This window comes from Bacillota bacterium, from assembly GCA_024653485.1.
Lineage (GTDB): Bacteria > Bacillota > SHA-98 > UBA4971 > UBA4971 > UBA6256.
In genome coordinates this window covers 30,078-51,953 of sequence record JANLFY010000003.1, presented here as the reverse complement: position 1 = coordinate 51,953, position 21,876 = coordinate 30,078, and the positions used below count along the sequence as shown (strand labels likewise).

Here is a 21,876-nt window from a genome sequence, read left to right as displayed (position 1 = left end):
AAGGGAGATGACTGTATGCCAGGCGTGGACGTAGTCTTCAGAGTTGCCGGGATAGGCATCATCTCCATCGTGGTCGCCCTCATCTTCGAGCAGGTGGGCAGAAAGGACTTCGCCTGGGCCTCAACGGTCATCGGCGCCGCCCTGATCTTGGGCATAGCGCTCCTCCAGTTCAAAACGCTCTTGGACGACATCTTGACGGTTTTCAGGCTTTGGTAGCCTCGAAAGCGTCGGTGCGAGGTGCGGACGTTGGACATCGCCAGGGTGCTTGCTGTGTGCGTCGTAGCAACGGTCATAGTGGTCCTTCTGAGGTCTCAGAGGCCGGACGTAGCCGTCTGGCTCAGCATTGTGACAGGCGTCGTGGTTTTCTCGGCAATGCTGGGCCACATTAGCTACCTGGTGCGAGCATTGACCGATATAGCGTCGAGGACCAAGTCGGGCAACGTCTACTTCAATACCGTGCTGAAAGTCATCGGCGTCGCGTACCTCGCGGGGTTCGGCGCGGAGGTGTGCCGGGACGCGGGGGAAGGCGCGATCGCGACGAAGCTCGAGTTCGCGGGGAAAGTGATGATTCTCGTCATGGCGCTGCCGGTGCTCGTCGCGGTGCTCGAGACTATCACGCGGTTCTTGCGGTAATCGGATCGGTCGCCCGCGACGCGGGCGCGCAAGACCCCAAGACGCGCCGCGGCTAGGCGGCAGGGCTGCAGGCCAAGGCGTGGCGCGCGCCCCGTGCGCCGCGGGAAAGGTGTGTATCATGAGTGACTTGGGTTCAACGGCGAACGCCGCGCGAACGGGGGCGGCGAGCCTCCCGCGCATGCGAGGAGTCCAGGTGGCTCGGCTGCTCCTCCCGACCATCGCCCGCGGCCGGGTGATGGCGCGAGCCTTTGCGGCCATCACGGCCGCCTTGGTTGTGTTTGCGGGTCTGTCCACTTGCGCTTTCCTCGCGGGCTCGGGCGAGAGCGTGTACGCGCAGACGTTGCCCCAGGCGGACGGCGTGTTCTCATCCGCTCCTTCACCGCGGACCCCGGGCACGGGCAAGGCTGCGTCGCCCGACGATGTCGTGAGGGCGCAGATGGAGGCCATGGACGCTTCTGTGCTGGAAGGCTTCCTCAGGGATGTGGACGCGGACGTCAAGGAGTTCTTTCCAGAGCTCGATCTCCCCTCCATGCTGAGATCTCCTCAGCGTGCGGCGGGACGGCTGGATCTCTGGGGGATTGCCGTGGGCATCGCGAGGCTGCTCGCGGCCGAAGTGCGGGCGAGCTTCTCCTTGCTCGGACAGCTCATCGTGATCGCCGTCATGTGTTCCGTCCTGGCGGAGTTCGCGACCGGCCTGGGAGCGGAGCAGGCCACGGGGATCGCACGGGCAGCGTGTTTCATGGTGCTGGCCGTCATAGCGGTGAACAGCTTCCTCCTGGCGACGCGCGTCGCAACCGGCGCCGTGGACAGGATGACGTCGTTCGTACATTCCGCGACGCCCCTTCTCTTCACGCTGCTCGCGGCGGCTGGAGGCGTCACGTCCGCTGCAGTGATGAGCCCGGCGGTGGTGGCCGCAGCGGGAACCACCAGCGCTTTCGTGAACGACTTGGTGTTTCCGCTCATATTCCTCTCCGCTGTGCTGAACGTGACGAGCATGATAACAGAGCGCGTCCAGCTCACGCGGTTGGCTACCCTCCTGCGCGACGGGGCCGTGGCGGCGCTCGGCGGCTTCACGACGTTGTTCGTGGGCGTGATGGCAGTGCGGGGCGTGGGCGCTGCCGTTACGGACACTCTCTCCATCAGGGCTGCGAAGTTTGTCTCTGGAACGTTCATACCCGTCGTCGGCAAGATGTTTTCAGATGCCATCGCCATGGTTGCGAGCTGTTCCGTTCTCATCCAAAGCGGACTTTCGGTCGTGGGCCTTCTCGGAGTGTTCATGATATGTATCGTGCCCGCGGCCAAGATCTTCGTGGTCGCCGCGATGTACAGGATAGCGAGCGCCTTGGTGCAGCCCATGGGAGACGAGCAGTTGGCGCGCTGTCTCGGGGATCTCGGTAATACCCTCGTGATGGTCCTCGTCTCCCTCGCCGTATCCGCGTTCGCGTTCGTCGCGGCTATCACCGTGGTGGCAGGCCTAGCCAACCTAACCGCGGCAATGAGATAGATGGGATGGGAGGGGAGGGGAGAGGATGGGAGGGGAGGCCGCATGGGAAGCCGGCGCGGTTGAGAGGTGACACGACATGATAGGCGCCATTTCCGCGTGGGTACGTGATCTTGCCGCAATGGCGCTGGTGCTCGCGTTTGTCGAGATGCTCCTACCAAGGAACGATCTTCGGAGGTTCGCCAGGGTTGTCGTTGGGCTCGTCTTGGTCGCCACTATCCTGGGATCTCTCGTGAATCTTTCGTCCCTTGAGGAAGCCCTGGCGACCTGGCCCGCATTCGACGCGGCATGGCCACCGAGCGGCGCGACACGTGACTTTGCAGCTGAGGGCGGCAAGGTCGCTCAGGCCGGGCTTGAGGTGGTGAGCAGGGACATCTCTGCACGGTTCGAAAGACAGGTTCAGTCACTCGCGCGTCTCGCCTCGCAGGCGGATGACGTGGACGCTCGTGTCAAGCTGGGTCCGTTCGGGGACATCCTGGCGATCCACGTGGTCGTGCGAACCGACCAGGCGGGTCAGGCGGATGGGCATGAGCACGGCCCGCAAGAGGGGAGCGGTGCCAGGGGGCCGGGCGCGACCCTGGACGGTCTCGATGACGAGGGCACCGCCTCGACCGCCCTCGCGACCGAGGTCGAACGCTCCTTACGGGACTTTTACGGTCTGGATGACGACGTTCCCGTCGTCGTCCAGGTGCTCGGCGCGAAGCGCGCGGATCACAGGGGGTGAGCTGGCATGGCGCAAGGGATCATGGAGTACATAGCTAGGTTACTGGAAGGCAAAGGAGAAGGCGGGAGCCTCAAGGCCCCGCAGATCCGCAGAATCGGGTGGCTCATCCTCATCGGGCTGGTGGGCGTGATCCTTCTTATCATTGGATTCTCGCCAAGGCCCCAAGGCCCTCAGGGGAGCTCGGTCACGCCCAGTCCCCGGGGAACGGACGGACCCGCGCCGGTCATCGCGGCGTCTGGGACCGGGGAAGCCGGTTCTCTGGAGTCACGCGAGTCATATCTCGAGCGCAGGTTGGAGGAAATACTCCGCGAGGTGCAAGGGGCAGGTCGAGTGAGCGTTACGCTCACTTTCGCAACAGGACGGATGTACGAGTACGCGGAAAACGCCACCCGCGAGGAAAGCAGCACCACGGAGCAAGACTCGGCTGGCGTGAGGAGGGAGACTAAGGAGGTCCGGACGAGCGGAGAGGTGGTTACGACGCAGGAGCGCGGGACGGGGTACGCCGTCCCCGTGGTTCGCAACGTGCTGGAGCCCCGCGTCCAGGGGGTGTTGGTAGTGTCCGACGGGGCGAGTGACGCTGGCGTGAGGACGGCTCTCACCGAAGCGGTTGCGACCGTCCTCGACATACCGCCGCACAAGGTTGCGATATTGCCCAGACAAAGGTAGGTGACGCCCATGAAGGACAGAGCGAGATCTGGTTTCGCGCTGATGGTGGTCGTCGCGGTCGTCTTGGGAGTCCTCATAGGCACGAGGAACGTCCAGGCTCCACCGGAGGGCGCGATGGACTCGGCGTCCGGCGGAGACGTGCGGCAGGCCGCCGCGCTGACGGGCGGAGAGGAGAGCGGCTCGGGCCTGGTGACGCCCGACGCCACTAAGGAAGAGGCGAACGCGCGCGCCGGCCTTCCCGCCGTCTCGGAGACGAACACGACCGGCGACGACTTCTTCGCTGAGTACAGATTGGAGCGCACCCGCGCACGTTCAAGGAGCATCGAGCTCCTTCAACAGGTCCTCGCGGATGAGAGCGCGTCCGAGGAGGCGCGGGAGGCCGCCAGCGCGGAACTCGTGGACCTCTCAAAGAAAACCGATGCGGAGTCCGAGGCGGAGGCGCTCATACGGGCAAGGGGATACGAGGACGCTCTGGTGTTCGTCCGCGGCGACACATGCGACGTGGTCGTGTCAGGACCCGAGCTGACGCGCTCCGACGCTGAGCAGATCGGTGACATCGTCTCGAGGTGTCTGGGGGTCGAACTCGCCAACATAACCATAGTCGAGCGGGGCAAATGACGTCGCGCGAGCCCCCCTCAGGGCAGGATGTTCTCGGCCTGCTGCCAGACGCGACCGGCCCGATTGCGCGCCCGTACCTGATGCTAGGCAGCTCAAGCAGGAAACGCGGCACTTGTGGTGAATGTATGATGATACGACTCGGGAAGCTGGCGCGGCTCCCGTGGTTAGTGGTTCCAGTTGCCGGGGAAACTACGAATGTACACATCCATCCAGTTTCAGGGAAGGCAGGCTGCAGGAGTTGGAACTGAAAGGGCTACGACGCGAGATAGCCGGGCTCGCGAAGATCATGAACGTCCATGACATCGAAGAGATCGAGGTCGCTGCCGACGGTGTGTCTCTCAGGCTGAAGCGGCAGGGAGCGCAGGTGCGCCCTCTGCCGGGCGCCGAAGCGGCGCAGCACGCAACGCCATTCCGTGAGACTGATGCGTCGGCGGAGGAGAAGCGGCAGGCGGGAGCGGAGTCCACCGTCAACGAAAACCGGATCACGATTCCCGCGCCGATGGTGGGCACGTTTTACAGGGCACCCGCTCCGGACGCCAAGCCTTACGTGGAGGTCGGCGACGTGGTCTCCCCCGGGCAGGTATTGTGCATCATCGAGGCCATGAAGGTCATGAACGAGATACAGGCTGAGGTGAGGGGCAAGATCCTCGAGATCCTGGTGGAGAACGCAGAGCCCGTGCAATACGGGCAGCCGCTCTTCTTGCTGGAAGCTCTTTAGGTCGCGGAACTACAAACGGCTGGGTCCGGCCGCGCACGATTGGTCGGTGCGCGCAGGAACGGACGCAGGCGGTCGCAGGAGGTAAGGCGTGTCGGACATCGCTATCAGCAAGGTCCTCGTGGCGAATAGAGGCGAGATTGCGGTACGCGTGATACGGGCGGCGAGAGAGCTTGGCATAAAGACGGTCGCGGTATACTCCGAGGCTGACAAGGGTTCGCTCGCCACGAGGCTGGCGGATGAGGCGTACTGCATCGGTCCGGGGCCCAGCACTCAAAGCTACCTGAACGTGGCAAACATCATAAGCGCGGCGCTGGTTTCAGGTGCGGACGCCATCCATCCCGGGTACGGCTTTTTGGCCGAGAACCCGTACTTCGCAGAGGTGTGTGAGTCGCACGACCTGAAATTCATAGGTCCCAGAGCGCGAGTGATGAGCGTCATGGGGGACAAGGCCGAGGCGAAACGGGTGATGGCAGCCGCCGGTCTGCCTGTGATCCCCGGGACGCCGGGAGTGATACGGGACGAGAGAGAGGCGCTCGCGTTCGCGGAAGAGTGCGGGTTCCCCATCATGGTCAAGGCGGCCGCCGGCGGCGGAGGCAAGGGGATGCGCGCCGCGAACAGCAAGAAAGAGCTCGTGACGGCCATAGGGTTTGCCAAAGCGGAGGCGGAGGTAGCCTTCGGTTTGGCAGGAGTGTACCTCGAGAAGATCCTTGATCGCCCGCGCCACGTGGAGGTGCAGGTGCTCGTGGATGAGGAAGGCCGGGCCATACACCTTGGCGAGCGCGACTGCTCGGTGCAAAGACGGCACCAGAAGCTGGTCGAGGAGTCGCCCTCCCCAGCCACGGACGATCAACTGAGGAGCGCCATGGGCGAAGCCGCTGTGCGGGGAGCGCTCGCAATCGGGTACACGAATGCGGGAACGATGGAGTTCCTGGTGGACGCTTCCGGGAAGTTCTACTTCATGGAGATGAATACCAGGGTACAAGTGGAGCATCCCGTTACCGAGCTCGTGACAGGCATCGACATAGTGAAGGCGCAGTTCATGATAGCGGCGGGAGAATCGATCGCGTTGACGCAGGAGGACGTCGAGTTGACAGGTCACGCCATAGAGTGCAGGATCAATGCTGAAGACCCGTCCCGGAACTTCATGCCGTCTCCCGGCCGGGTGTCTTCGCTCATACTGCCCGGAGGGCCGGGTGTTCGGGTGGACACCGCGCTCTTCGCTGGGTGTAACGTGCCGCCACACTACGATTCCCTGGTGGCCAAGGTGATTGTCTGGGGCCGAGACCGCAAGGAGGCCATCGACAGGATGGCGAGAGCGCTAGGGGAGATCGAGATCGAGGGAGTCTGCACGAACGTCGCTTTCCAGCGCAGGCTCGTCGGCAGTCCCCGGTTTCGCGAAGCCGCCATTTGCTGTAACGACGACGTTCTGGCTCTTGTCGCCGGGGACGAGCCTTAAATTGCCAGGGGAAGTGTACGCTGGTATAATACAAGCGCAAGGAGGGCCAGAACGCCATGCATCCGGTAGATCCGCAGTACTATGATGACGCCCGTTCGCACGCGTCTCACGAAGGCCTGGGGAGCATCAAGATCGCCAGTGAGGTTGTGGGGGTGATCGCTGGGCTCGCAGCGACCGAGGTGGAGGGGATAGCCGGCATGAGCGGCGGGATAACCGGAGGCATAGCGGAGCTGCTCGGACGCCGTAACCTTTCCAAGGGGGTCAAAGTGGAGGTCGGCGAGAAGGAAGCGGCTGTCGATCTCTTCGTCGTAGTCAACTACGGCGTGAGAATACCCGATGTCGCCTGGAAGGTGCAGCAGAACGTGAAGAGAGCCATCGAGAGCATGACCGGGCGCGAGGTGGTAGAGGTGAACGTCCACGTGCAGGGGGTGAGCTTCCCGCACGAGGAGAAGCAGGAATCCCCCAGGGTGCGTTGACCAGCAAGGTGAAAGGAGCAGCTTCCACGATGAGAGTGTACGACCGGGTCGTCGTGTTCGTTTCATCCCTCGCAATGCTTGGGACAGGCTTGCTGTTCCTAGTCATGGCATTCGGACCGAACCCCACGAGGCTGTTCACCGACGTTTTCCTTACCGGGCCTTTCGGAAGCCTGCGTCCGGAGACGATAGCAGGCGCCGCCGTGGTGGCGGTTCTCGGACTTTACCTAATGCTGCTCGCTACACGCGGGCGTGGCCGACGTAAGCCCATCATCAGGGGGACAAGCCTTGGTGAGGTGAGGATAGCGCAGACCGCCGTGGAGACGCTGGTCCGTCGCGCCGCGAGGGAAATCCCGGGGATTCAGGATGTCGACACGGTGGTTGACACGTCCGGTGAGGAATTGGAAATATACGTGTCAGTTACGGTGAGCCCTGACATCTCCATTCCGAGCGTGGCCGAGCAGATTCAGACGAAGCTGGCGCGCTACATAGGCGACACCGTGGGAGTGGACGTATCGAAGGTGTCGGTGAACGTCAGGAATGTCGGCCACGAGCAGAGGACCTCGAGAGTCGTGTAGGTGGAGAAGGAGGGGACAGGTTCATGCGGCCCGAGGTGCGGGAGATTCTGCGTCTTGCCTTTGAACACCCGGGAAAGGTGTTCGGATCGGTTTTCGGTTTCATCGTTGGATGGGTGATGATTCTCTTCAGCCCCGTAGCTGGCCTTTATCTTGCCGGCTGCGTCGTGGTGGGCTACCTCATAGGGCGCCACCTCGATAGCCGAAGGAGCATCAGGGAAGTCCTCGAGGAGTTCCTCCCTCCGCAAGACCGTTAGGCAAGCGCTTGGGGACGGCAGCCTCACCCCGGCTCGCGGACGGACCTCCAGCATCGGGCTATCCCAGACGCCAGCTCGTCCTGCCCGGATTCAGCGAAGAGGAGACACTGCGAGCCGGACGCAGCGCGTGTCAGGCGTTAGGCGAGGTGAGAGGATTGACGAGGAGAGGGGCGCGCGAAGCGGCGTTTACCGCGCTCTTTCAGATGGACGTGGGTCGGGCGGCGATGGAGTCCGCCATTCAAACCGCAACCCGCGGCGGGCGCATCGACGACAAGAACCTCGAGTACCTCAGAAAGACCGTGGCGGGTGTCATTGAACACCGCGCTGACATAGACAGGACCATATCCAGGCTTGCCATCGGATGGTCACTGGATCGCATGGGTGCTGTGGACCGCACCCTTCTGCGCCTCGCGGTGTACGAGATCCTTTACGGCGAAGACGTGCCTGTGGGCGTGGCGATCAACGAGGCAGTGGCACTCGCCAAGAAATTCGGGGACGAGGAATCGGGTAAGTTCGTCAACGGCATTCTGGGAAGGCTCGCTCAGGAAGTGGCCGCGAGCCCTGGTGAAGCGCGTGAGTAGGCTCAAGCGGTCTAGTGAGGAATCCTGCGGAGGAGCCGGCGAAGGTGCTGTCATGCTCTCGGTCCTTTCGGTCTCGGAGGTCAACAGGCACATCAAACAAGTCGTCGAGGGCGATGAGCTGCTCTCTGGCATCTGGGTGCGCGGCGAGATCTCGAACTTCACCCACCACACCTCGGGACACATGTACTTCAGCCTGAAAGACTCATCCGCGAGACTTCGGTGTGTCATGTTCCGGGGGAACAACTCCCGCCTCAGGTTCGCGCCTGCCGAGGGAATGCTCGTGTTCGCGTACGGCGCCGTGGGAGTGTACGAACGAGCCGGTGACGTGCAGCTGTACGTGGAGGACATGATGCCTGCAGGTACAGGGTCTCTGTACCTTGCCTTCATGCAGCTTCGTGAGAAGCTGGCCGCCGAGGGCCTCTTCGATGCGGCCAGGAAGAGACCGCTGCCGAGGTTCCCGTCTGTCGTCGGGGTAGTAACATCGCCTACAGGCGCCGCGGTGCGAGACATCATAACGGTGATAAGCAGGAGGGCTCCAGGCACCACCATCCTCATCGCTCCCGCGCAGGTCCAGGGGGATGAAGCTCCCGCAAGCATCGTGAAAGCTCTAGAACTCATCAACCGAGCCTCCGCCATCATAGACGTTGTAATAGTCGGGCGCGGCGGAGGTTCGATAGAGGATCTCTGGGCCTTCAACGACGAGACTGTCGCGCGAGCCATAGCCGGCTGCAAGGTTCCGGTCATATCGGCGGTGGGGCACGAGACGGATTTCACCATCGCCGATTTCGTTGCGGATCGGCGTGCACCGACTCCGTCTGCGGCGGCCGAGATGGCCGTGCCCGACATGGCCGAGACGAGGCACGCCATCGTGCAGCTCTCTCTGAGGCTCGAGGCGGCCGCGCGGTCCGAGGTCCGCAAGCAGAGGGAGCGCCTGGAGCGAGTGGCCCGGTCCCACGTGTTCAGGTTTCCGCAGGATCTGACGAGAGAGCACCGACAGAAGCTGGGTGACGCGAACCAGAGGATGGTCACAGCTATGGAGCACGAGCTCTCTCGGAAGCGTGAGACGTTCGGCGCGCTCGCAGCCAGGCTGGATGTGCTGAACCCCCTTGGCACGCTCGCGCGTGGCTACGGAGTGGTGAGGAGCCTTCCTGGGAAGCGCGTGGTGCGGAGCGTGCGCAAAGTCGAGCCGGGCGACGCCCTGGAGGTCGTTCTGGTCGACGGCAGCCTCGAATGTGTCGTGAGCGCGATCAAGGAGGGAGGCCCTGATGCGGGGAGAGATGCAGCGGGATGACGTGAGCGTCGACTTCGAAAAGGCCATGGGAGAGCTGGAGGAGACGGTCTCCCGCCTGGAGTCGGGAGATCTCACCTTGGAAGAGTCGCTCGAGGCGTTCGAGAAGGGCATGTCGTTGGTGCGGATGTGCCGAAAGAAGCTGGACGAGGCGGAGACGAGGATCGCGAAGCTGGTGGAGACGAAAGGCGGTGAGCTCGTCACCGAGCCGTTCCGGATAGAGGATGAAGGCGGATGAACGAATGGGCGCGCGCCATGAAACGCCTGGTGGACGAGGCTCTGAACCGGGCTCTGCCCCCGGAGACAGCCTTTCCTGCAGATCTTCACAAAGCCATGCGGTATGCGGTGTTTCCAGGAGGAAAGCGCGTGCGGCCCCTCCTGGTGCTCGGCTCGGCCCTTGCGGTTGGGCGAAGGCGCCGTGAGTCCGAAGGCGGGGGGCGCGACGCGGACGGGGACGAGCGGATGATCCGTCGGGCGATGCCGTGCGCGGTCTCTGTTGAGCTAGTCCATTCGTACTCCCTCATCCACGACGACCTTCCCGCAATGGACGACGACGACTTTAGGCGCGGGCGTCCCACGGTTCACAGGGCTTTCGGGGAGGCGGTCGCCATCCTCGCGGGCGACGCCCTCCTCTCCTTGAGTTTTCAGGTCCTGTCGGAGCGGGAGGCCCGCCGCTTGATGGGCTTGAAGGCGACCGCGAGCGTCGTGTGGGAGATCGCCCGCGCCTCCGGAAGCCTGGGAATGGCCGGTGGCCAGGCCGTCGACATGTCTCTTGCCGGACGAGCGAAGGCTGCCGTTCCCGCCGCCCCGCCTCACGACCGCCGCGATTGCCGCGGCGCGAGCCTCTCCGACGTGGAACGCCTCGCCGACCTCAAGACGGGAGCCCTGATAAGGGCGGCCGTGCGCTGCGGCGCAATCGCGGCGGGAGCGCGAGAGGACGAACTCGACGCCTTGACGCGCTATGGCGAGCTCTTTGGGAGGGCTTTCCAAGTATTCGATGACGTCGCGGACGCGTCCCAAGACGATTCCGAGAGCTTCCCCCGAGTCATGGGGACGGCGGGCGCGCGAGAGTACGGCGCCCGTCTTGTCGAGGCCGCAGACGACGCGCTCGCGCTCTTCGGCGAGGCCGAAGCCTCGGAGCTTCGCGCGCTCGCGAAGGTGCTTGCCGGCACCGTTGCTTGAAGGCAGGGGACACGTGTGTTATAATCGTTCGTGCCAGGGCAGGTGGTGCAGTATTCTAGTCAGCACCACCATCTTTGAAGACGGGCCTAAAAATCCGTCAAGGGCACATCGATGAAGTCCCTGGTGCTGGCCGCCGACGCCCAGTCGGGGGTTGGTGCTGGGGGTTAAGAGGAGAGGGCGATCTGCAACGGCATGCGGGCGTGGACCCTCTCTTCGCGGAGACCCGACCCCGTGGCGAGACGGCACCGACCGGCTGCCACGGCCGGGGGGTAAACCTGCACCTAGGTGCGGGCAGGGTGCGAGGTACACCGTGCTTGGTGCAGCGTAGCCTGCCTTGAGTGGCGGGAGCGGGATTGCGGGTACCAGGGTCCGTATCTCCTGGCCAGGGGATCGGCTCGTTGCCGCATGAAACCCTAGCTGCAAAAGAGGCTAGAAGATGGTGGGGGCTGCCGAGGAAAACTCCTAGACTGTCCGAACAAGTGGGGCATTCCGGGGATTGCAGTGTGCGCTAAGTGGTAATCCGGCCACCCGCAGGGGCAACCGCGGGAGGCGGTCGTAAACGGGAAACCGCCCGAGCGGCAACGCGAGGGAGCACCGCAGGGAAAACCAGCCGGACCTCAAGCCACAATATTTACCCGGAGTGTTACCACCTGCCTGGAGCATCATCGAGGTGATGCGGTTCTTGGACCAACGTCTCGCAAGAGCTGTGTCCGTAGGCTTTACAACGTTTTTCCTAGCCATATTGGTGAATTTCGTGTCCAAGATACTGCTGGGTCAGGTCGGGCTGGTTCTTGGACTTTTTGTTCTGTTAGGGATAGTCCTGATAGGGGTCGTGTTCGACGTCATCGGCACGGCTTCAACGGCAGCCAAGAAACAACCCTTTCACGCCATGGCGGCGAAGAAGGTGCGAGGCGCCCACCAGGCCATAAGGATCGTTCGGTCCGCCGACCGCGTGGCGAACTTCTGCAACGACGTGGTCGGCGACATGGCGGGAACGGTGAGCGGAGCGGTCGGGGTGAGCATCGCGATGCGCCTTGCGGCGCTTGCGCGACCCGGCATCAGCGAGACCTTGATCAGCACGGTCGTCATCGGAGTGATCGCGGGCCTCACGGTCGGAGGAAAGGCCTGGAGCAAGAACATCGCCGTGAGCGACGCCGAGATGATCGTGCTCGCCGCCGGAAAGGTGATGGCCGGCCTTGAGTCCGTCACGGGACTTACGTTCCTTCGTGGTGGAAAGACCGGTCACCACAGGCGCGCGCGGCTGTCGGCGAGGAACCGGGAGCGACAAGATCGCCACCGGAAATGGAGAGAGAACGAGAGTGATGAGACTCCTTGACTCCTTGGATCTCCCGCACGATCTGAAGCGGCTTGCGCCGCGAGAACTGGACAGGCTCGCCCAGGAGATACGCGAGGAAATCATCCACACGGTGGCGAAAACCGGGGGCCACCTCGCATCCAGCCTCGGAGCGGTGGATCTGGCGATAGCCTTGCATGCCGTGCTGGACAGCCCGCGGGACAAGATCATCTGGGATGTCGGACATCAAGCGTACGCACACAAGATCATAACTGGGCGGCGCGCGGCCTTCGGCAGCCTCAGGCAGTACGGCGGGCTCAGCGGCTTTCCCAGACGCGACGAGAGCCCTCACGACGCCTTTAACACAGGCCATTCGAGCACCTCGGTCTCCGCGGCGCTCGGCATGGCTATGGCACGCGATCTGAAGGGCGAGGACTTCACAGTGGTCGCGGTCATCGGCGACGGCTCGCTCACGGGGGGCATGGCGTTCGAGGCTCTCAACCACGCGGGCCACGTGAAGACCGACCTCATCGTGGTTCTGAACGATAATGAGATGTCCATTTCCCCGAATGTGGGGGCGCTTGCCTCCTACCTTGCCAGGATCCGAACGGAGCCGCGCCTCCTTAAACTACGTCAGGACATAGAGCGCGTCCTCGAGGGCGTCCCCCGAATCGGTAAGGACCTTGCCGAGAGCCTGCGAAGGCTCAAGGGAAGCGTCAAGTACCTCGTCGTGCCGGGGATGCTCTTCGAGAGCCTGGGTTTCACATACCTTGGGCCGCTCGATGGCCACGACATCTCGTCTGTCATGCGCACGATCGAGGACGCGCGCGCCAAAGGCGGTCCTGTGCTAGTGCACGTCGTCACGAAGAAGGGCCGCGGATACGCGCCTGCCGAGCGGGACCCTCGAAGGTTTCACGGAGTGGGGAGGTTCGATGTGGCTTCGGGCGAGCTTCCGAAGCAACCGGGGCCGCCGACTTTCACCCAGGTCTTCGGGGAAACCCTCGCCAGCATTGCGGCCGAAGACGACAGGATAGTGGCAATTACCGCCGCAATGCCGGACGGCACGGGACTGGATGTGTTCGCACGACTTCATCCGGACCGCTTTTTCGATGTAGGTATAGCTGAGCAGCATGCCGTGACTCTCGCCGCGGGGCTAGCGAGCCTGGGCATCGTTCCGGTGGCGGCGATCTATTCCACTTTTCTCCAGAGAGCGTACGATCAAATCGTTCACGATGTGGCCCTGCAGGGGCTTCACGTGGTCTTCGCGGTGGACAGGGCGGGACTCGTCGGAGAGGACGGCCCAACCCATCACGGCGCATTCGACCTTGCCTACCTGCGCGGCGTTCCCGGAATGACGCTCATGGCACCTGCCGACGAGGAAGAATTGGTGGCCATGGTCCGCGCCGCGCTTTCCATGGACGGGCCCGTGGCAGTGCGGTACCCGAAGTCCCAGGGGTTCGGACAGGCCGCCTTGCGTCCGCCGCAACCCGTGGAACGAGGCAAGGGGGTGCTCGTCCAGGACGGAGACGACGTGGCCATAGTGGCCATAGGAAGCATGGTCCATCCGTCACTGCAGGCAGCACGGCTGCTCGAGCGAGAAGGCGTGAGGGCCGCCGTTGTAAACGCGAGGTTCGCGAAACCCCTTGACGAGGACCTCCTGATCCAGGTTACGGAGAGCTGCCGCAGGATCGTGGTGGTGGAGGAGGGAACCCCGCTGGGAGGATTTGGGAGCGCTGTCCTCGAGACGCTCGCGAGGCGCGGTTACGGCGAACAAGCGGTGGCCGTCAGCCACTTGGCCCTTCCGGACGCCTTCGTCCAGCACGGATCCCGCGAGGCGCTCCTTGCAGCATGCGGGCTCACGCCGATGCACATCGCTCGGGCGGCGCAAGACCTCTGCGGGGCGGACAACAGCGCCTCTAGATCCTGGCGCGGTTTGCATCGCAGTTTGCAGGAGCAACGTCGTGGCTCGTCATCGCCCGACGTGGGGGTGGCCAAGTGGGAAGCTCAGACGACGCTGTCGAGGGAGTAGAAGGCCGCACAGAGGACGCGCACGGTATGTCTGGGCGCGACGAGCCCCGATGCCGCCTCGACGTGTTGCTCTCGAGCACCGGGTTGTTTGAGACCCGGGAGAAGGCCCAGAGGGCGATCATGGCGGGAGAGGTGATCGTGGACGGGGTGCCACAGACCAAACCTGGCGCAAGGGTGTCCAGATCGGCCCGGATCGAGCTCAAACCGACGAAAGCGACCTACGTCAGCAGGGGCGGCGAGAAGCTGGAGAAAGCGCTGCGAGAGTTCGACCTTGATGTGGAGGGTAAAACCGCCATTGACGTGGGGGCGTCCACCGGTGGTTTCACCCACTGCCTTCTCTGCCACGGCGCCAAGAGGGTGTACGCCGTCGACGTGGGATACGGCCAGCTGGCGTGGGAGCTCAGGAACGACTCCCGGGTGGTCGTGTTGGAACGCACCAACATCAGGTACCTCAAGCACGACGCCGTTCCGGAGAAGGTCGACATCTGCACCATTGACGTGTCGTTCATCTCCATAGAGAAGTTCCTCGGGCACCTTCTGACCTTCCTCACGCCCGAAGCGGCAGTGGTGGCGCTCGTAAAACCACAGTTCGAGGCGGGGAGGCACAAGGTAGGAAAGGGCGGGGTCGTGCGCGACCCAGAGGTGCACGTTCAGACTCTCGTGCGCGTGATGGGACACATGATGGAGTGTGGTCTCGAGATCCGCGGCGTCACTCATTCCCCGGTAAGAGGGCCGGCAGGAAACATCGAGTTTTTGGTGTATGCAGTAAAGGGACGGCAAGGCGGTTGCGGCGTCGGCGCGCTTGAGGCGAGGGTACGTGAGGTGGTGCTCGAAGCCCACCGAGATCTCGGGGAACACGGTTCCGGCGGCGATCTCCATGCACCCCCTCGCGCGGCAGACGTCGATCGCTTGCCACGGCGCTGACGCGCGTAGTGACGTGCGTCTCACGTCGGTCATGGTCCGAGCGGGGGCTGGACAAGATGAGGATCGGCCTCATAACCCATATCGGAAAGCGTACCGCCTTGGACGCGGCGAGAGAGGTCCTGAAGTTCCTCCCGGCGCGCGGGGCAGAGGCGTTCCTGGACCCGGAATCCGCCCGCGAGCTTGGCCTCCCCCACCTTTCCTTTGGCGCGGACAATGTAGGCGAGAAGCTGGATCTTGCGGTGGTCTTGGGCGGGGATGGCGCTCTCCTCAATGCGGCGCGTCGCCTGGCGGGGTCCGACGTCCCCATCCTGGGTGTAAACGTAGGCCACCTCGGTTTCCTCACCGAAGTCGAGCTGCCCGGCTTGTATGATGCCCTTGATGCGGTTCTGGGCGGCCGGTACACGGTGGAGGAGAGGATGATGCTCCGCGCGAGGGTAACCCGCGCCCCCCAAGGACAGGTGGCCGATTTCGTGGGGCTGAACGACGTGGTAGTCACGAAAGGCGCGTTCGCCCGGATGATAAGGCTAGAGACGTACATCGGGCCGAACCTGATCGGCACGTACCCCGCGGACGGCGCGATAGTCGCGAGTCCGACGGGCTCCACGGGGTACTCGCTCTCCGCCGGAGGCCCGATAGTGGATCCAGCTGTCGACACCTTGATAGTGACCTTCATCTGTCCTCACACTCTAGCAGCCAGATCATTTGTCGCGTCTCGCAAGGACACGGTGAGGATAGTGCTGTCCGCTCCCAACGAGGAAGTCATGCTCACCGTCGATGGCCAGGTAGGGTTTCGTCTGGAGAACCGCGACGAGGTGTGGGTGGGGGCGGCCGCAGAGAGGACCCGCCTCGTGAAGCTCGGGCGCCGCAGCTTCTACGAGGTCCTTAGGACGCGGCTTGCGGAAGGGAACGTGTAAGAAGGTGAGATCCTTGAAGGCCAAGCGGCATGCCAGGGTGCTCAAGATCATCAGGGACAAGGTGGTGGAGACTCAAGAAGATCTTGCCCGCGAGCTGCGCAAGGAAGGCTTCAAGGTCACGCAGGCCACCGTGTCGCGCGACATCAAGGAGCTCCGCATAACCAAGTTGCCGACCAGCGACGGCCGGTACCGCTATGGCATCCCCCACGAGCGCTCACAGGAGGAGGCTCATCGACGTCTCGCGAGGCTGTTCGCCGACTCCGTGGTCGCGGTGGACTTCAGCGAGAACCTCGTGGTGGTGAAGACGCTAACCGGCAACGCTCACGCGGTCGCGGCCGCGATCGATGAGGCGGACTTCAAAGAGGTGGTGGGCACGATCGCGGGCGATGACACAATTCTAGCGGTGGTGCGCCCGAAGTCCGCCGTGCCACAAGTGATCGAGAGGTTCAACAAGCTGCGAAGGCCTTCTCCGGAAGGGCGCGACGTCTAGAGACGCCGGTGGTGAGGCATTGTGCTTCGTGAACTTCAAATCAGGGACTTCGCCCTCGTGGACGAGGTCGAGCTCGAGTTCGAGGAGGGTCTCAACGTTCTCTCCGGAGAAACGGGCGCGGGCAAGTCCATCATTGTAGGAGCGATGTCGCTCCTCTTAGGCGGTCGGGCATCGTCTGACCAAGTCCGTACTGGCGCGGAGGAAGCGTCGATTCATGGGGTCTTTAGCGTCGAGGAAGCTTCACCGGCAAGGGCGGCACTGGAAGACCTCGGCATCGAGGTGGGCGAGGACGGTCTCGTGCTCATCTCGCGCACCATCTCGAGGTCGGGACGAAATCAGTGCAGGGTGAACGGGCGCCCGGTCACGCAAGCGATGCTCTCGAGCGTCGGAGAACACCTCGTGGACATCCACGGTCAGCACGAGCACCAGTCGCTGCTCAGAGTCGGCCGCCACATAGAGTTTCTCGACGACTTTGCGGGCGCGGAGGCGCTGGGCATCCGCGAGCAGGTCAGGTCGGGCTACGCGCGCCTGGTGGAGCTGGAAGAGAGGCTCGCATCCTTGCGGTCCGGCGAGAGAGAACGAGCGCAACGCATGGACCTTCTCGAATTCCAAGCGCGCGAGATAGACGCCGCGCGCCTGTCGCCTGGGGAGGATGCTCGTCTCGCCCGGGAACGGACGGTCCTTGCGGCCGCGGATCAGCTCTATGCACACGCAAACTCGGCCTACGCCGGCCTGCGCGGAAGCGACACGGGCGCTTTGGGCGCGTGCGACGCGCTAGCAGCGGCCGTGTCCGAAATCGAGGCCGTCCTGAAGGTGGATGACTCTCTGAGAGGCGCATTGGAATTGCTCCAGAACGCGCTTGCGGCGTCAGAGGAAGCCGCGAGGGTCATCAGGATGTATAGGGACGGCATAGAGCTGGACCCGGCGCGGCTTGCGGAGATTGAGGAGCGGCTCGCACTGCTGCAGCGGCTCAGAAGAAAGTACGGCGACACCGTGGACGAGATCCTCGAGTTTCGGCGAAGGATAGGCGAGGAGCTTCAGAGAGCCTCTTCTTCAGAGGAGGAGATGGCCGAGATCGCCGACGAGCTCACCAAGCTGAGGGTCTCTCTCGGCGGGCTCTGCGCGTCCCTTCGCGAAGCGCGGGTCCGTGCCGCTCGCGCCCTCGAGCGGCAAGTGGAGGTGGAGCTCGCCGACCTCAATATGGGCTCCGCAACGTTCCGTGTGAGCTTCTCCTGCAAGGAAGACCCGCGAGGAGTGCCAGTGGGAGACAAGCTCCTGGCAGTGGGGCCTGGTGGTGCCGACATCGTTGAGTTCCTGTTCTCTGCGAACCCGGGCGAGCCGGCCAAACCACTGGCCAGGATAGCAAGCGGAGGCGAGATATCTCGCGTCATGCTCGCGCTGAAATCGTGCCTCGCCTCGGTAGACGAGGTGGGCACGCTCATCTTCGACGAGATAGACACCGGTATAGGCGGGCGCACGGCGACGGCGGTAGGGGAGAAGCTTGCGTCGACGAGCCTCGTGCGCCAAGTAGTCTGCGTCACTCACCTCGCGCAGATCGCGTGCATGGCCGACGTCCATTACGGCATCAGCAAAGTTGAGAAAGGCGGCCGCACGCTGACTATGGTGGAGAAGCTCGAGGGTGAAGCGCGCGCCGCGGAGATCGCCCGGATGCTAGGCGGCGCCGAGCTCACGCCGACCTCCATCAAGCATGCCAAGGAAATGCTCCTCGCGTCGCGTCGCCCCGCTTCCGCCAAAGGTGCCCCGTCGAGGTGTGCAGGCGGCGGGCGCGTCCTCGCCACGTGAGACCGTCGCCTGGCTCGCTGCCTTCCGAAGCTCGTATAGCACCGCAAGAGGAGATCACCGCACAGTAGCGAATAACTACCTCGGTGCGCCAACTCGCGCTCGTGCCCTGTTGGCCTCGGGCATCCGCTACGGCGGACCACGACGTGTGTCCGTCGGTCATCTCGGCCGCAAGAGGGCTTCGAGCGTGCTCCGGGGGGTCAAGGCTGGTCGCGCGAGAGAGGGGGGCGGAAGCGGGGGTGACTGACGCTAGGATCACTGCCCATCCCATCTTGGAGTTCAGGGAGGGCAAGAAGGTACGCTTCACGTTCGACGGGCGGGAACTCGAGGGGTATGAGGGAGAGCCCATAGCCGCTGCCCTGCACGCCGCGGGCGTTCGAGTGCTGCGAGAAAGCCCCAAGCTCAAGAGGCCCAGGGGCTTCTTTTGTGCCATCGGGAACTGCTCCTCATGCCTGATGACAGTGGACGGCAGGCCGAACGTGAGGGTGTGCGTGGAGAAGCTGCGCGAGGGCATGCGTGTCGAGACTCAGAGAGGAAAGGGTGTGCTCCTTGCGAACGACTGAGATCTGCGTGATAGGCGCGGGACCGGCGGGCTTGTGCGCTGCGATCGCCGCTCGACGCGCTGGAGCTCAGGTGACCTGCGTGGACTCGGGCGACAGGCCCGGGGGGCAGCTTGTCAAGCAGACCCACAAGTTCTTCGGGTCGAGGGGGCAGTTCGCAGGCAAGCGTGGGATGGACATCGCGCGAATCCTAGCCGCACAGATAGAGAACGACCCCATGGTCGACCTCATGCTGGAAAGCACGGTCATAGGGATCTACGATGACGGCGCCATGGGCATTGAACACGAGGACTCTCTCACTTTCATCAAGCCCGCGTGTATGGTGTGCGCGACCGGAGCTTCCGAAAGGATGCTCGCTTTCCCGGGGAACGATCTCCCCGGGGTGTACGGGGCGGGGGCGGTCCAGACCCTCATGAACGTGTACGGGGTCAGGCCAGGAAAATCCGTGCTCATGGTTGGGGCGGGCAACATAGGCCTCATCGTCAGCTACCAGCTGTTGCAGGCAGGCGTTGAGGTGGCAGCGGTTGTCGAGGCCATGCCCGAGGTCGGCGGGTACGACGTGCACGCGCGAAAGATTCGGAGGGCCGGAGTGCCGATCCTGACCTCTCACACGGTCAAGGCAGTCCACGGGGCGAGGACGGTGGAGGCTGCCTGCGTGTGGGCGCTTGGAAGCGACTTTCAACCGATCCCGGGGACGGAACGTGCTTTCCAGGTTGACACGGTATGCCTTGCGGTTGGGCTTGCGCCTCTGGCGGATCTCCTCTGGCAGGCGGGGTGTAAGATGGCTTACATTCCGGAGCTGGGTGGACACGTTGCCATCAGGGACGAGGACTACCGAACCTCGCGCCCGGACATCTACGTTGCAGGTGACCTTGCGGGCATCGAGGAGGCATCGTCCGCGATGATCGAGGGCACCATCGCCGGCATTGCCGCGGCGCGATCCCTTGGGCACTCTACGCGGGACTCCGAGGAGATGCTCGCGACTGCAAGGGCGCAGCTCGACGCGCTTCGTGCAGGTCCGAAGGGCGAGAAGGTGCGTAAGGGTATAGATCGGCTCATGCGCCTCGGAAGGGAGGTCGGCGTAGTTGCCTGACGCGGCGTGGCTCGACGCGAGGGCTCGGGGCAGGATCCCAGATCAGGGCAGACGCTCACGAGGGCCGTGCGTTGCGATTGAGTGCTTCGAGGAGATCCCGTGCGACCCCTGCCACGACGCGTGTCGGCGTGGAGCGATCCGCCCGTTCAGTCAGATAAACCATCTTCCCGAGGTGGACTTCGATGTGTGCAACGGCTGTGGAGCCTGCATACCGGCATGCCCCGGCCTTGCGATCTTCGTGGTAGACGAGACTTGGAAAGACGACTTCGCCGTCGTCAGATTGCCGTATGAGTTCTTGCCGGTGCCGTCGCCCGGGGATGAGGTGGCCGGACTGGATAGGTCGGGCCAAGAGAGGTGCGCGGCGAGGGTGGTGAAGGTCGAAAGGTCGGCAAAGCACGACAGGACGACCGTGGTGTGGGTGGAGGTACCGAAGTCCCTTTCCATGGAAGTAAGGCACATCCGGGTAGGAGGGAGCGGGGGTGGGTCGCGTGAGGTCTGAGAGTGAGCGTGCTTCCCGCGGCAAGGCCGGGTCCGGGGTGGCAGACGACGTTACCGTCATCTGCCGCTGCGAGGACGTCACTCTCGACGAGGTTCGTGATCTCTTGGCGAAAGGATACTCCACTCTCGAAGAGATCAAGCGGATCACCAGGTGCGGAATGGGGCCCTGTCAAGGCAGAACGTGTAGGCAGCTCGTTCTGGCGGAAATAGCCAGGGCAACGGGGAAGGACATGGCCTCCGTCGCGCCGACGAAGTTCAGACCGCCCACCAAGCCCGTGCGCCTCGGCGGCGCGGCCGCCGCGAGCCCCGGTCGCGAAGAGGCGGGGTGCGAGGGTGATTGCGATGAATGAGCGCGCCGACGCCGTGGTGATAGGCGGGGGAGTGGTGGGGGCGTCCATTGCGTACCATCTGGCAAAACGCGGGTTCGGCCGCATATTCCTCGTGGAGCGATCATATCTTGCCAGCGGGTCCACGGGACGTTGCGGCGCGGGAGTTCGCCAGCAGTGGGGCACCAAGCTGAACTGCGTCCTCGCCCGGGAAAGCGTGCGGATGTTCGAGCGCATGGACGACGAGCTTGAGTACGACCGGAGCATCGAGTTCAAACAAGGTGGCTACCTGCTCCTTGCATACACCGATCGCGAGATGAACCAGTTCATCAAGAATGTGGAGCTCGAGCGCAGCTTGGGAATACCCGCGAGCCTCCTGACCCCCGCCGAGGCAAAGGCCATAGTCCCGATGCTGAACGCAAGCGACGTGCTATGCGCCGCGTACTGTCCCACAGACGGGCACGCAAACCCCTTTCACGTGACGTACGCTTATGCGCACGCAGCGCATAGGCTCGGCGTGAAAGTCATGACTTTCACCGAAGTGAGGGGGATCGTGGTCGAGAAAGGCAAGGTTGTGCGGGTCCACTGCAACGAGTTCAGCATTGACACGCCGGTGGTGGTCGACGCCGCGGGACCGCACTCGGGGGCAGTGGCCGCCATGGCGGGCCTCGAGATCCCCTTCTGGGCGGAGCGTCACCAGATCCTCGTGACGGAGCCTGTGGAGCCCGCGCTGCGGCGATGGTGATGTCTTTCTCTCGGCGCGTGTACTGCCAGCAGACCCCACACGGCAGTTTCATCATGGGGATGGGTGATCCGCAGGAGCCCCACGGGTTCAACACAGAGAGCAGCTGGAGGTTCCTTGTCGACATGGCGCGTGAGATCACGAGGATCCTGCCGCCCCTTCGGACCCTGAAGGTCGTGAGACAATGGGCGGGGCTGTACGACATGACGCCGGACGCCCACCCGATCCTGGGTGCGACGCCGGTCGAGGGCTTCTACCTTGCCTGCGGGTTCTCAGGGCACGGCTTCATGCTCGCTCCGGTCACCGGCCGGCTGCTTGCGGAGATCATCTGCGACGAGAGGCCGTGCGTGGACGTGACCGGCCTCGACCTGGGCAGGTTCGAGCGGGGCGAGCTCGTGGTGGAGCCATCCGTCGTATAGAGGTATGGAGTCGTGCCGTGCCTAGGTCCCGGCGCCCCGCTTTCGCATCGAGGATGAGCCCGAGGGCCGGCGGACCGAGGTCCGTGTCCATTACCTATCTTCGGGGGAGGGAGCGA

General features: G+C 63.8%; 25 protein-coding genes and 1 pseudogene. All 26 read left to right on the top strand.

What is annotated here, in order from left to right; translation table 11 throughout:
- Positions 1–15: 15 nt before the first annotated feature.
- The 26 genes and pseudogenes from NUW12_03020 to NUW12_02895 all read left to right on the top strand — a co-directional run bounded on the left by NUW12_03020 (position 16) and on the right by NUW12_02895 (position 21,760).
- Positions 16–216 (top strand): stage III sporulation protein AC, encoded by a 201-nt coding sequence (locus NUW12_03020; GenBank protein MCR4401744.1) that lies wholly within the window; start codon positions 16–18, stop codon positions 214–216.
- 30 nt (positions 217–246) lie between these two features.
- Positions 247–633, top strand: a complete 387-nt coding sequence (spoIIIAD, locus tag NUW12_03015) for a stage III sporulation protein AD (GenBank protein MCR4401743.1) — start codon at positions 247–249, stop codon at positions 631–633.
- A 118-nt stretch (positions 634–751) separates the two neighbouring features.
- The gene (gene spoIIIAE / locus NUW12_03010; protein ID MCR4401742.1) at positions 752–2,137 is read left to right on the top strand and encodes a stage III sporulation protein AE; all 1,386 of its coding nucleotides are present in this window, start codon (positions 752–754) and stop codon (positions 2,135–2,137) included.
- 76 nt (positions 2,138–2,213) lie between these two features.
- Positions 2,214–2,858: a stage III sporulation protein AF gene (locus tag NUW12_03005; GenBank protein MCR4401741.1), complete on the top strand. Its 645-nt coding sequence runs from the start codon at positions 2,214–2,216 to the stop codon at positions 2,856–2,858.
- Between the two features lie 6 nt (positions 2,859–2,864).
- Complete coding sequence (locus NUW12_03000) at positions 2,865–3,524, top strand: stage III sporulation protein AG (GenBank protein ID MCR4401740.1); 660 nt, start codon at positions 2,865–2,867, stop codon at positions 3,522–3,524.
- A gap of 9 nt (positions 3,525–3,533) precedes the next feature.
- Complete coding sequence (locus tag NUW12_02995; GenBank protein MCR4401739.1) at positions 3,534–4,142, top strand: SpoIIIAH-like family protein; 609 nt, start codon at positions 3,534–3,536, stop codon at positions 4,140–4,142.
- A 121-nt stretch (positions 4,143–4,263) separates the two neighbouring features.
- Positions 4,264–4,860, top strand: coding sequence for an acetyl-CoA carboxylase biotin carboxyl carrier protein (accB, locus tag NUW12_02990; GenBank protein MCR4401738.1), 597 nt, complete (start codon positions 4,264–4,266; stop codon positions 4,858–4,860).
- A gap of 88 nt (positions 4,861–4,948) precedes the next feature.
- Positions 4,949–6,316: an acetyl-CoA carboxylase biotin carboxylase subunit gene (gene accC, locus NUW12_02985; GenBank protein MCR4401737.1), complete on the top strand. Its 1,368-nt coding sequence runs from the start codon at positions 4,949–4,951 to the stop codon at positions 6,314–6,316.
- Between the two features lie 56 nt (positions 6,317–6,372).
- A complete protein-coding gene (locus tag NUW12_02980) occupies positions 6,373–6,792 on the top strand; it encodes an Asp23/Gls24 family envelope stress response protein (protein MCR4401736.1) in 420 nt (139 codons plus the stop codon).
- Between the two features lie 29 nt (positions 6,793–6,821).
- Positions 6,822–7,367 (top strand): alkaline shock response membrane anchor protein AmaP, encoded by a 546-nt coding sequence (amaP, locus tag NUW12_02975; GenBank protein MCR4401735.1) that lies wholly within the window; start codon positions 6,822–6,824, stop codon positions 7,365–7,367.
- 23 nt (positions 7,368–7,390) lie between these two features.
- Positions 7,391–7,621, top strand: coding sequence for a DUF2273 domain-containing protein (locus NUW12_02970; protein MCR4401734.1), 231 nt, complete (start codon positions 7,391–7,393; stop codon positions 7,619–7,621).
- 155 nt (positions 7,622–7,776) lie between these two features.
- On the top strand, positions 7,777–8,202 hold the full coding sequence (gene nusB / locus NUW12_02965) for a transcription antitermination factor NusB (protein ID MCR4401733.1): 426 nt from the start codon (positions 7,777–7,779) through the stop codon (positions 8,200–8,202).
- Between the two features lie 52 nt (positions 8,203–8,254).
- Positions 8,255–9,493: an exodeoxyribonuclease VII large subunit gene (gene xseA, locus NUW12_02960; GenBank protein ID MCR4401732.1), complete on the top strand. Its 1,239-nt coding sequence runs from the start codon at positions 8,255–8,257 to the stop codon at positions 9,491–9,493.
- A gap of 1 nt (position 9,494) precedes the next feature.
- Entirely contained in the window at positions 9,495–9,728 is a 234-nt protein-coding gene (gene xseB, locus NUW12_02955) for an exodeoxyribonuclease VII small subunit (GenBank protein MCR4401731.1), read from the top strand.
- Positions 9,725–10,672 (top strand): polyprenyl synthetase family protein, encoded by a 948-nt coding sequence (locus NUW12_02950; GenBank protein MCR4401730.1) that lies wholly within the window; start codon positions 9,725–9,727, stop codon positions 10,670–10,672. Before xseB ends, NUW12_02950 begins: the two co-directional genes overlap by 4 nt.
- A gap of 682 nt (positions 10,673–11,354) precedes the next feature.
- On the top strand, positions 11,355–12,008 hold the full coding sequence (locus NUW12_02945) for a hypothetical protein (GenBank protein ID MCR4401729.1): 654 nt from the start codon (positions 11,355–11,357) through the stop codon (positions 12,006–12,008).
- A complete protein-coding gene (dxs, locus tag NUW12_02940) occupies positions 11,995–13,995 on the top strand; it encodes a 1-deoxy-D-xylulose-5-phosphate synthase (GenBank protein MCR4401728.1) in 2,001 nt (666 codons plus the stop codon). Before NUW12_02945 ends, dxs begins: the two co-directional genes overlap by 14 nt.
- A 26-nt stretch (positions 13,996–14,021) precedes the next feature.
- Positions 14,022–14,918, top strand: coding sequence for a TlyA family RNA methyltransferase (locus NUW12_02935; protein ID MCR4401727.1), 897 nt, complete (start codon positions 14,022–14,024; stop codon positions 14,916–14,918).
- Between the two features lie 56 nt (positions 14,919–14,974).
- Positions 14,975–15,832 (top strand): NAD(+)/NADH kinase, encoded by an 858-nt coding sequence (locus NUW12_02930; protein MCR4401726.1) that lies wholly within the window; start codon positions 14,975–14,977, stop codon positions 15,830–15,832.
- Between the two features lie 13 nt (positions 15,833–15,845).
- The gene (argR, locus tag NUW12_02925; protein ID MCR4401725.1) at positions 15,846–16,322 is read left to right on the top strand and encodes an arginine repressor; all 477 of its coding nucleotides are present in this window, start codon (positions 15,846–15,848) and stop codon (positions 16,320–16,322) included.
- A 21-nt stretch (positions 16,323–16,343) separates the two neighbouring features.
- Entirely contained in the window at positions 16,344–18,125 is a 1,782-nt protein-coding gene (gene recN / locus NUW12_02920; protein MCR4401724.1) for a DNA repair protein RecN, read from the top strand.
- Positions 18,126–18,361: 236 nt separating this feature from the next.
- Positions 18,362–18,685 (top strand): (2Fe-2S)-binding protein, encoded by a 324-nt coding sequence (locus tag NUW12_02915; GenBank protein MCR4401723.1) that lies wholly within the window; start codon positions 18,362–18,364, stop codon positions 18,683–18,685.
- The gene (locus tag NUW12_02910; protein MCR4401722.1) at positions 18,672–19,775 is read left to right on the top strand and encodes an NAD(P)/FAD-dependent oxidoreductase; all 1,104 of its coding nucleotides are present in this window, start codon (positions 18,672–18,674) and stop codon (positions 19,773–19,775) included. The genes NUW12_02915 and NUW12_02910 overlap by 14 nt, the downstream gene beginning before the upstream one ends.
- Positions 19,768–20,274: a 4Fe-4S binding protein gene (locus NUW12_02905; GenBank protein MCR4401721.1), complete on the top strand. Its 507-nt coding sequence runs from the start codon at positions 19,768–19,770 to the stop codon at positions 20,272–20,274. Before NUW12_02910 ends, NUW12_02905 begins: the two co-directional genes overlap by 8 nt.
- Entirely contained in the window at positions 20,255–20,623 is a 369-nt protein-coding gene (locus NUW12_02900) for a (2Fe-2S)-binding protein (protein ID MCR4401720.1), read from the top strand. The genes NUW12_02905 and NUW12_02900 overlap by 20 nt, the downstream gene beginning before the upstream one ends.
- A pseudogene (locus NUW12_02895) lies at positions 20,616–21,760 on the top strand (FAD-binding oxidoreductase). Before NUW12_02900 ends, NUW12_02895 begins: the two are co-directional and overlap by 8 nt.
- The last annotated feature ends 116 nt before the right edge of the window (positions 21,761–21,876 follow it).

Coding starts and splice junctions, on each gene's coding strand:
- NUW12_03020 (MCR4401744.1), top strand. CDS start 16: ATGCCAGGCGTGGACGTAGTCTTCAGAGTTGCCGGGATAGGCATCATC.
- spoIIIAE (MCR4401742.1), top strand. CDS start 752: ATGAGTGACTTGGGTTCAACGGCGAACGCCGCGCGAACGGGGGCGGCG.
- NUW12_03005 (MCR4401741.1), top strand. CDS start 2,214: ATGATAGGCGCCATTTCCGCGTGGGTACGTGATCTTGCCGCAATGGCG.
- NUW12_03000 (MCR4401740.1), top strand. CDS start 2,865: ATGGCGCAAGGGATCATGGAGTACATAGCTAGGTTACTGGAAGGCAAA.
- NUW12_02995 (MCR4401739.1), top strand. CDS start 3,534: ATGAAGGACAGAGCGAGATCTGGTTTCGCGCTGATGGTGGTCGTCGCG.
- accB (MCR4401738.1), top strand. CDS start 4,264: ATGTATGATGATACGACTCGGGAAGCTGGCGCGGCTCCCGTGGTTAGT.
- NUW12_02980 (MCR4401736.1), top strand. CDS start 6,373: ATGCATCCGGTAGATCCGCAGTACTATGATGACGCCCGTTCGCACGCG.
- amaP (MCR4401735.1), top strand. CDS start 6,822: ATGAGAGTGTACGACCGGGTCGTCGTGTTCGTTTCATCCCTCGCAATG.
- NUW12_02970 (MCR4401734.1), top strand. CDS start 7,391: ATGCGGCCCGAGGTGCGGGAGATTCTGCGTCTTGCCTTTGAACACCCG.
- xseA (MCR4401732.1), top strand. CDS start 8,255: ATGCTCTCGGTCCTTTCGGTCTCGGAGGTCAACAGGCACATCAAACAA.
- NUW12_02950 (MCR4401730.1), top strand. CDS start 9,725: ATGAACGAATGGGCGCGCGCCATGAAACGCCTGGTGGACGAGGCTCTG.
- dxs (MCR4401728.1), top strand. CDS start 11,995: ATGAGACTCCTTGACTCCTTGGATCTCCCGCACGATCTGAAGCGGCTT.
- NUW12_02935 (MCR4401727.1), top strand. CDS start 14,022: ATGTCTGGGCGCGACGAGCCCCGATGCCGCCTCGACGTGTTGCTCTCG.
- NUW12_02930 (MCR4401726.1), top strand. CDS start 14,975: ATGAGGATCGGCCTCATAACCCATATCGGAAAGCGTACCGCCTTGGAC.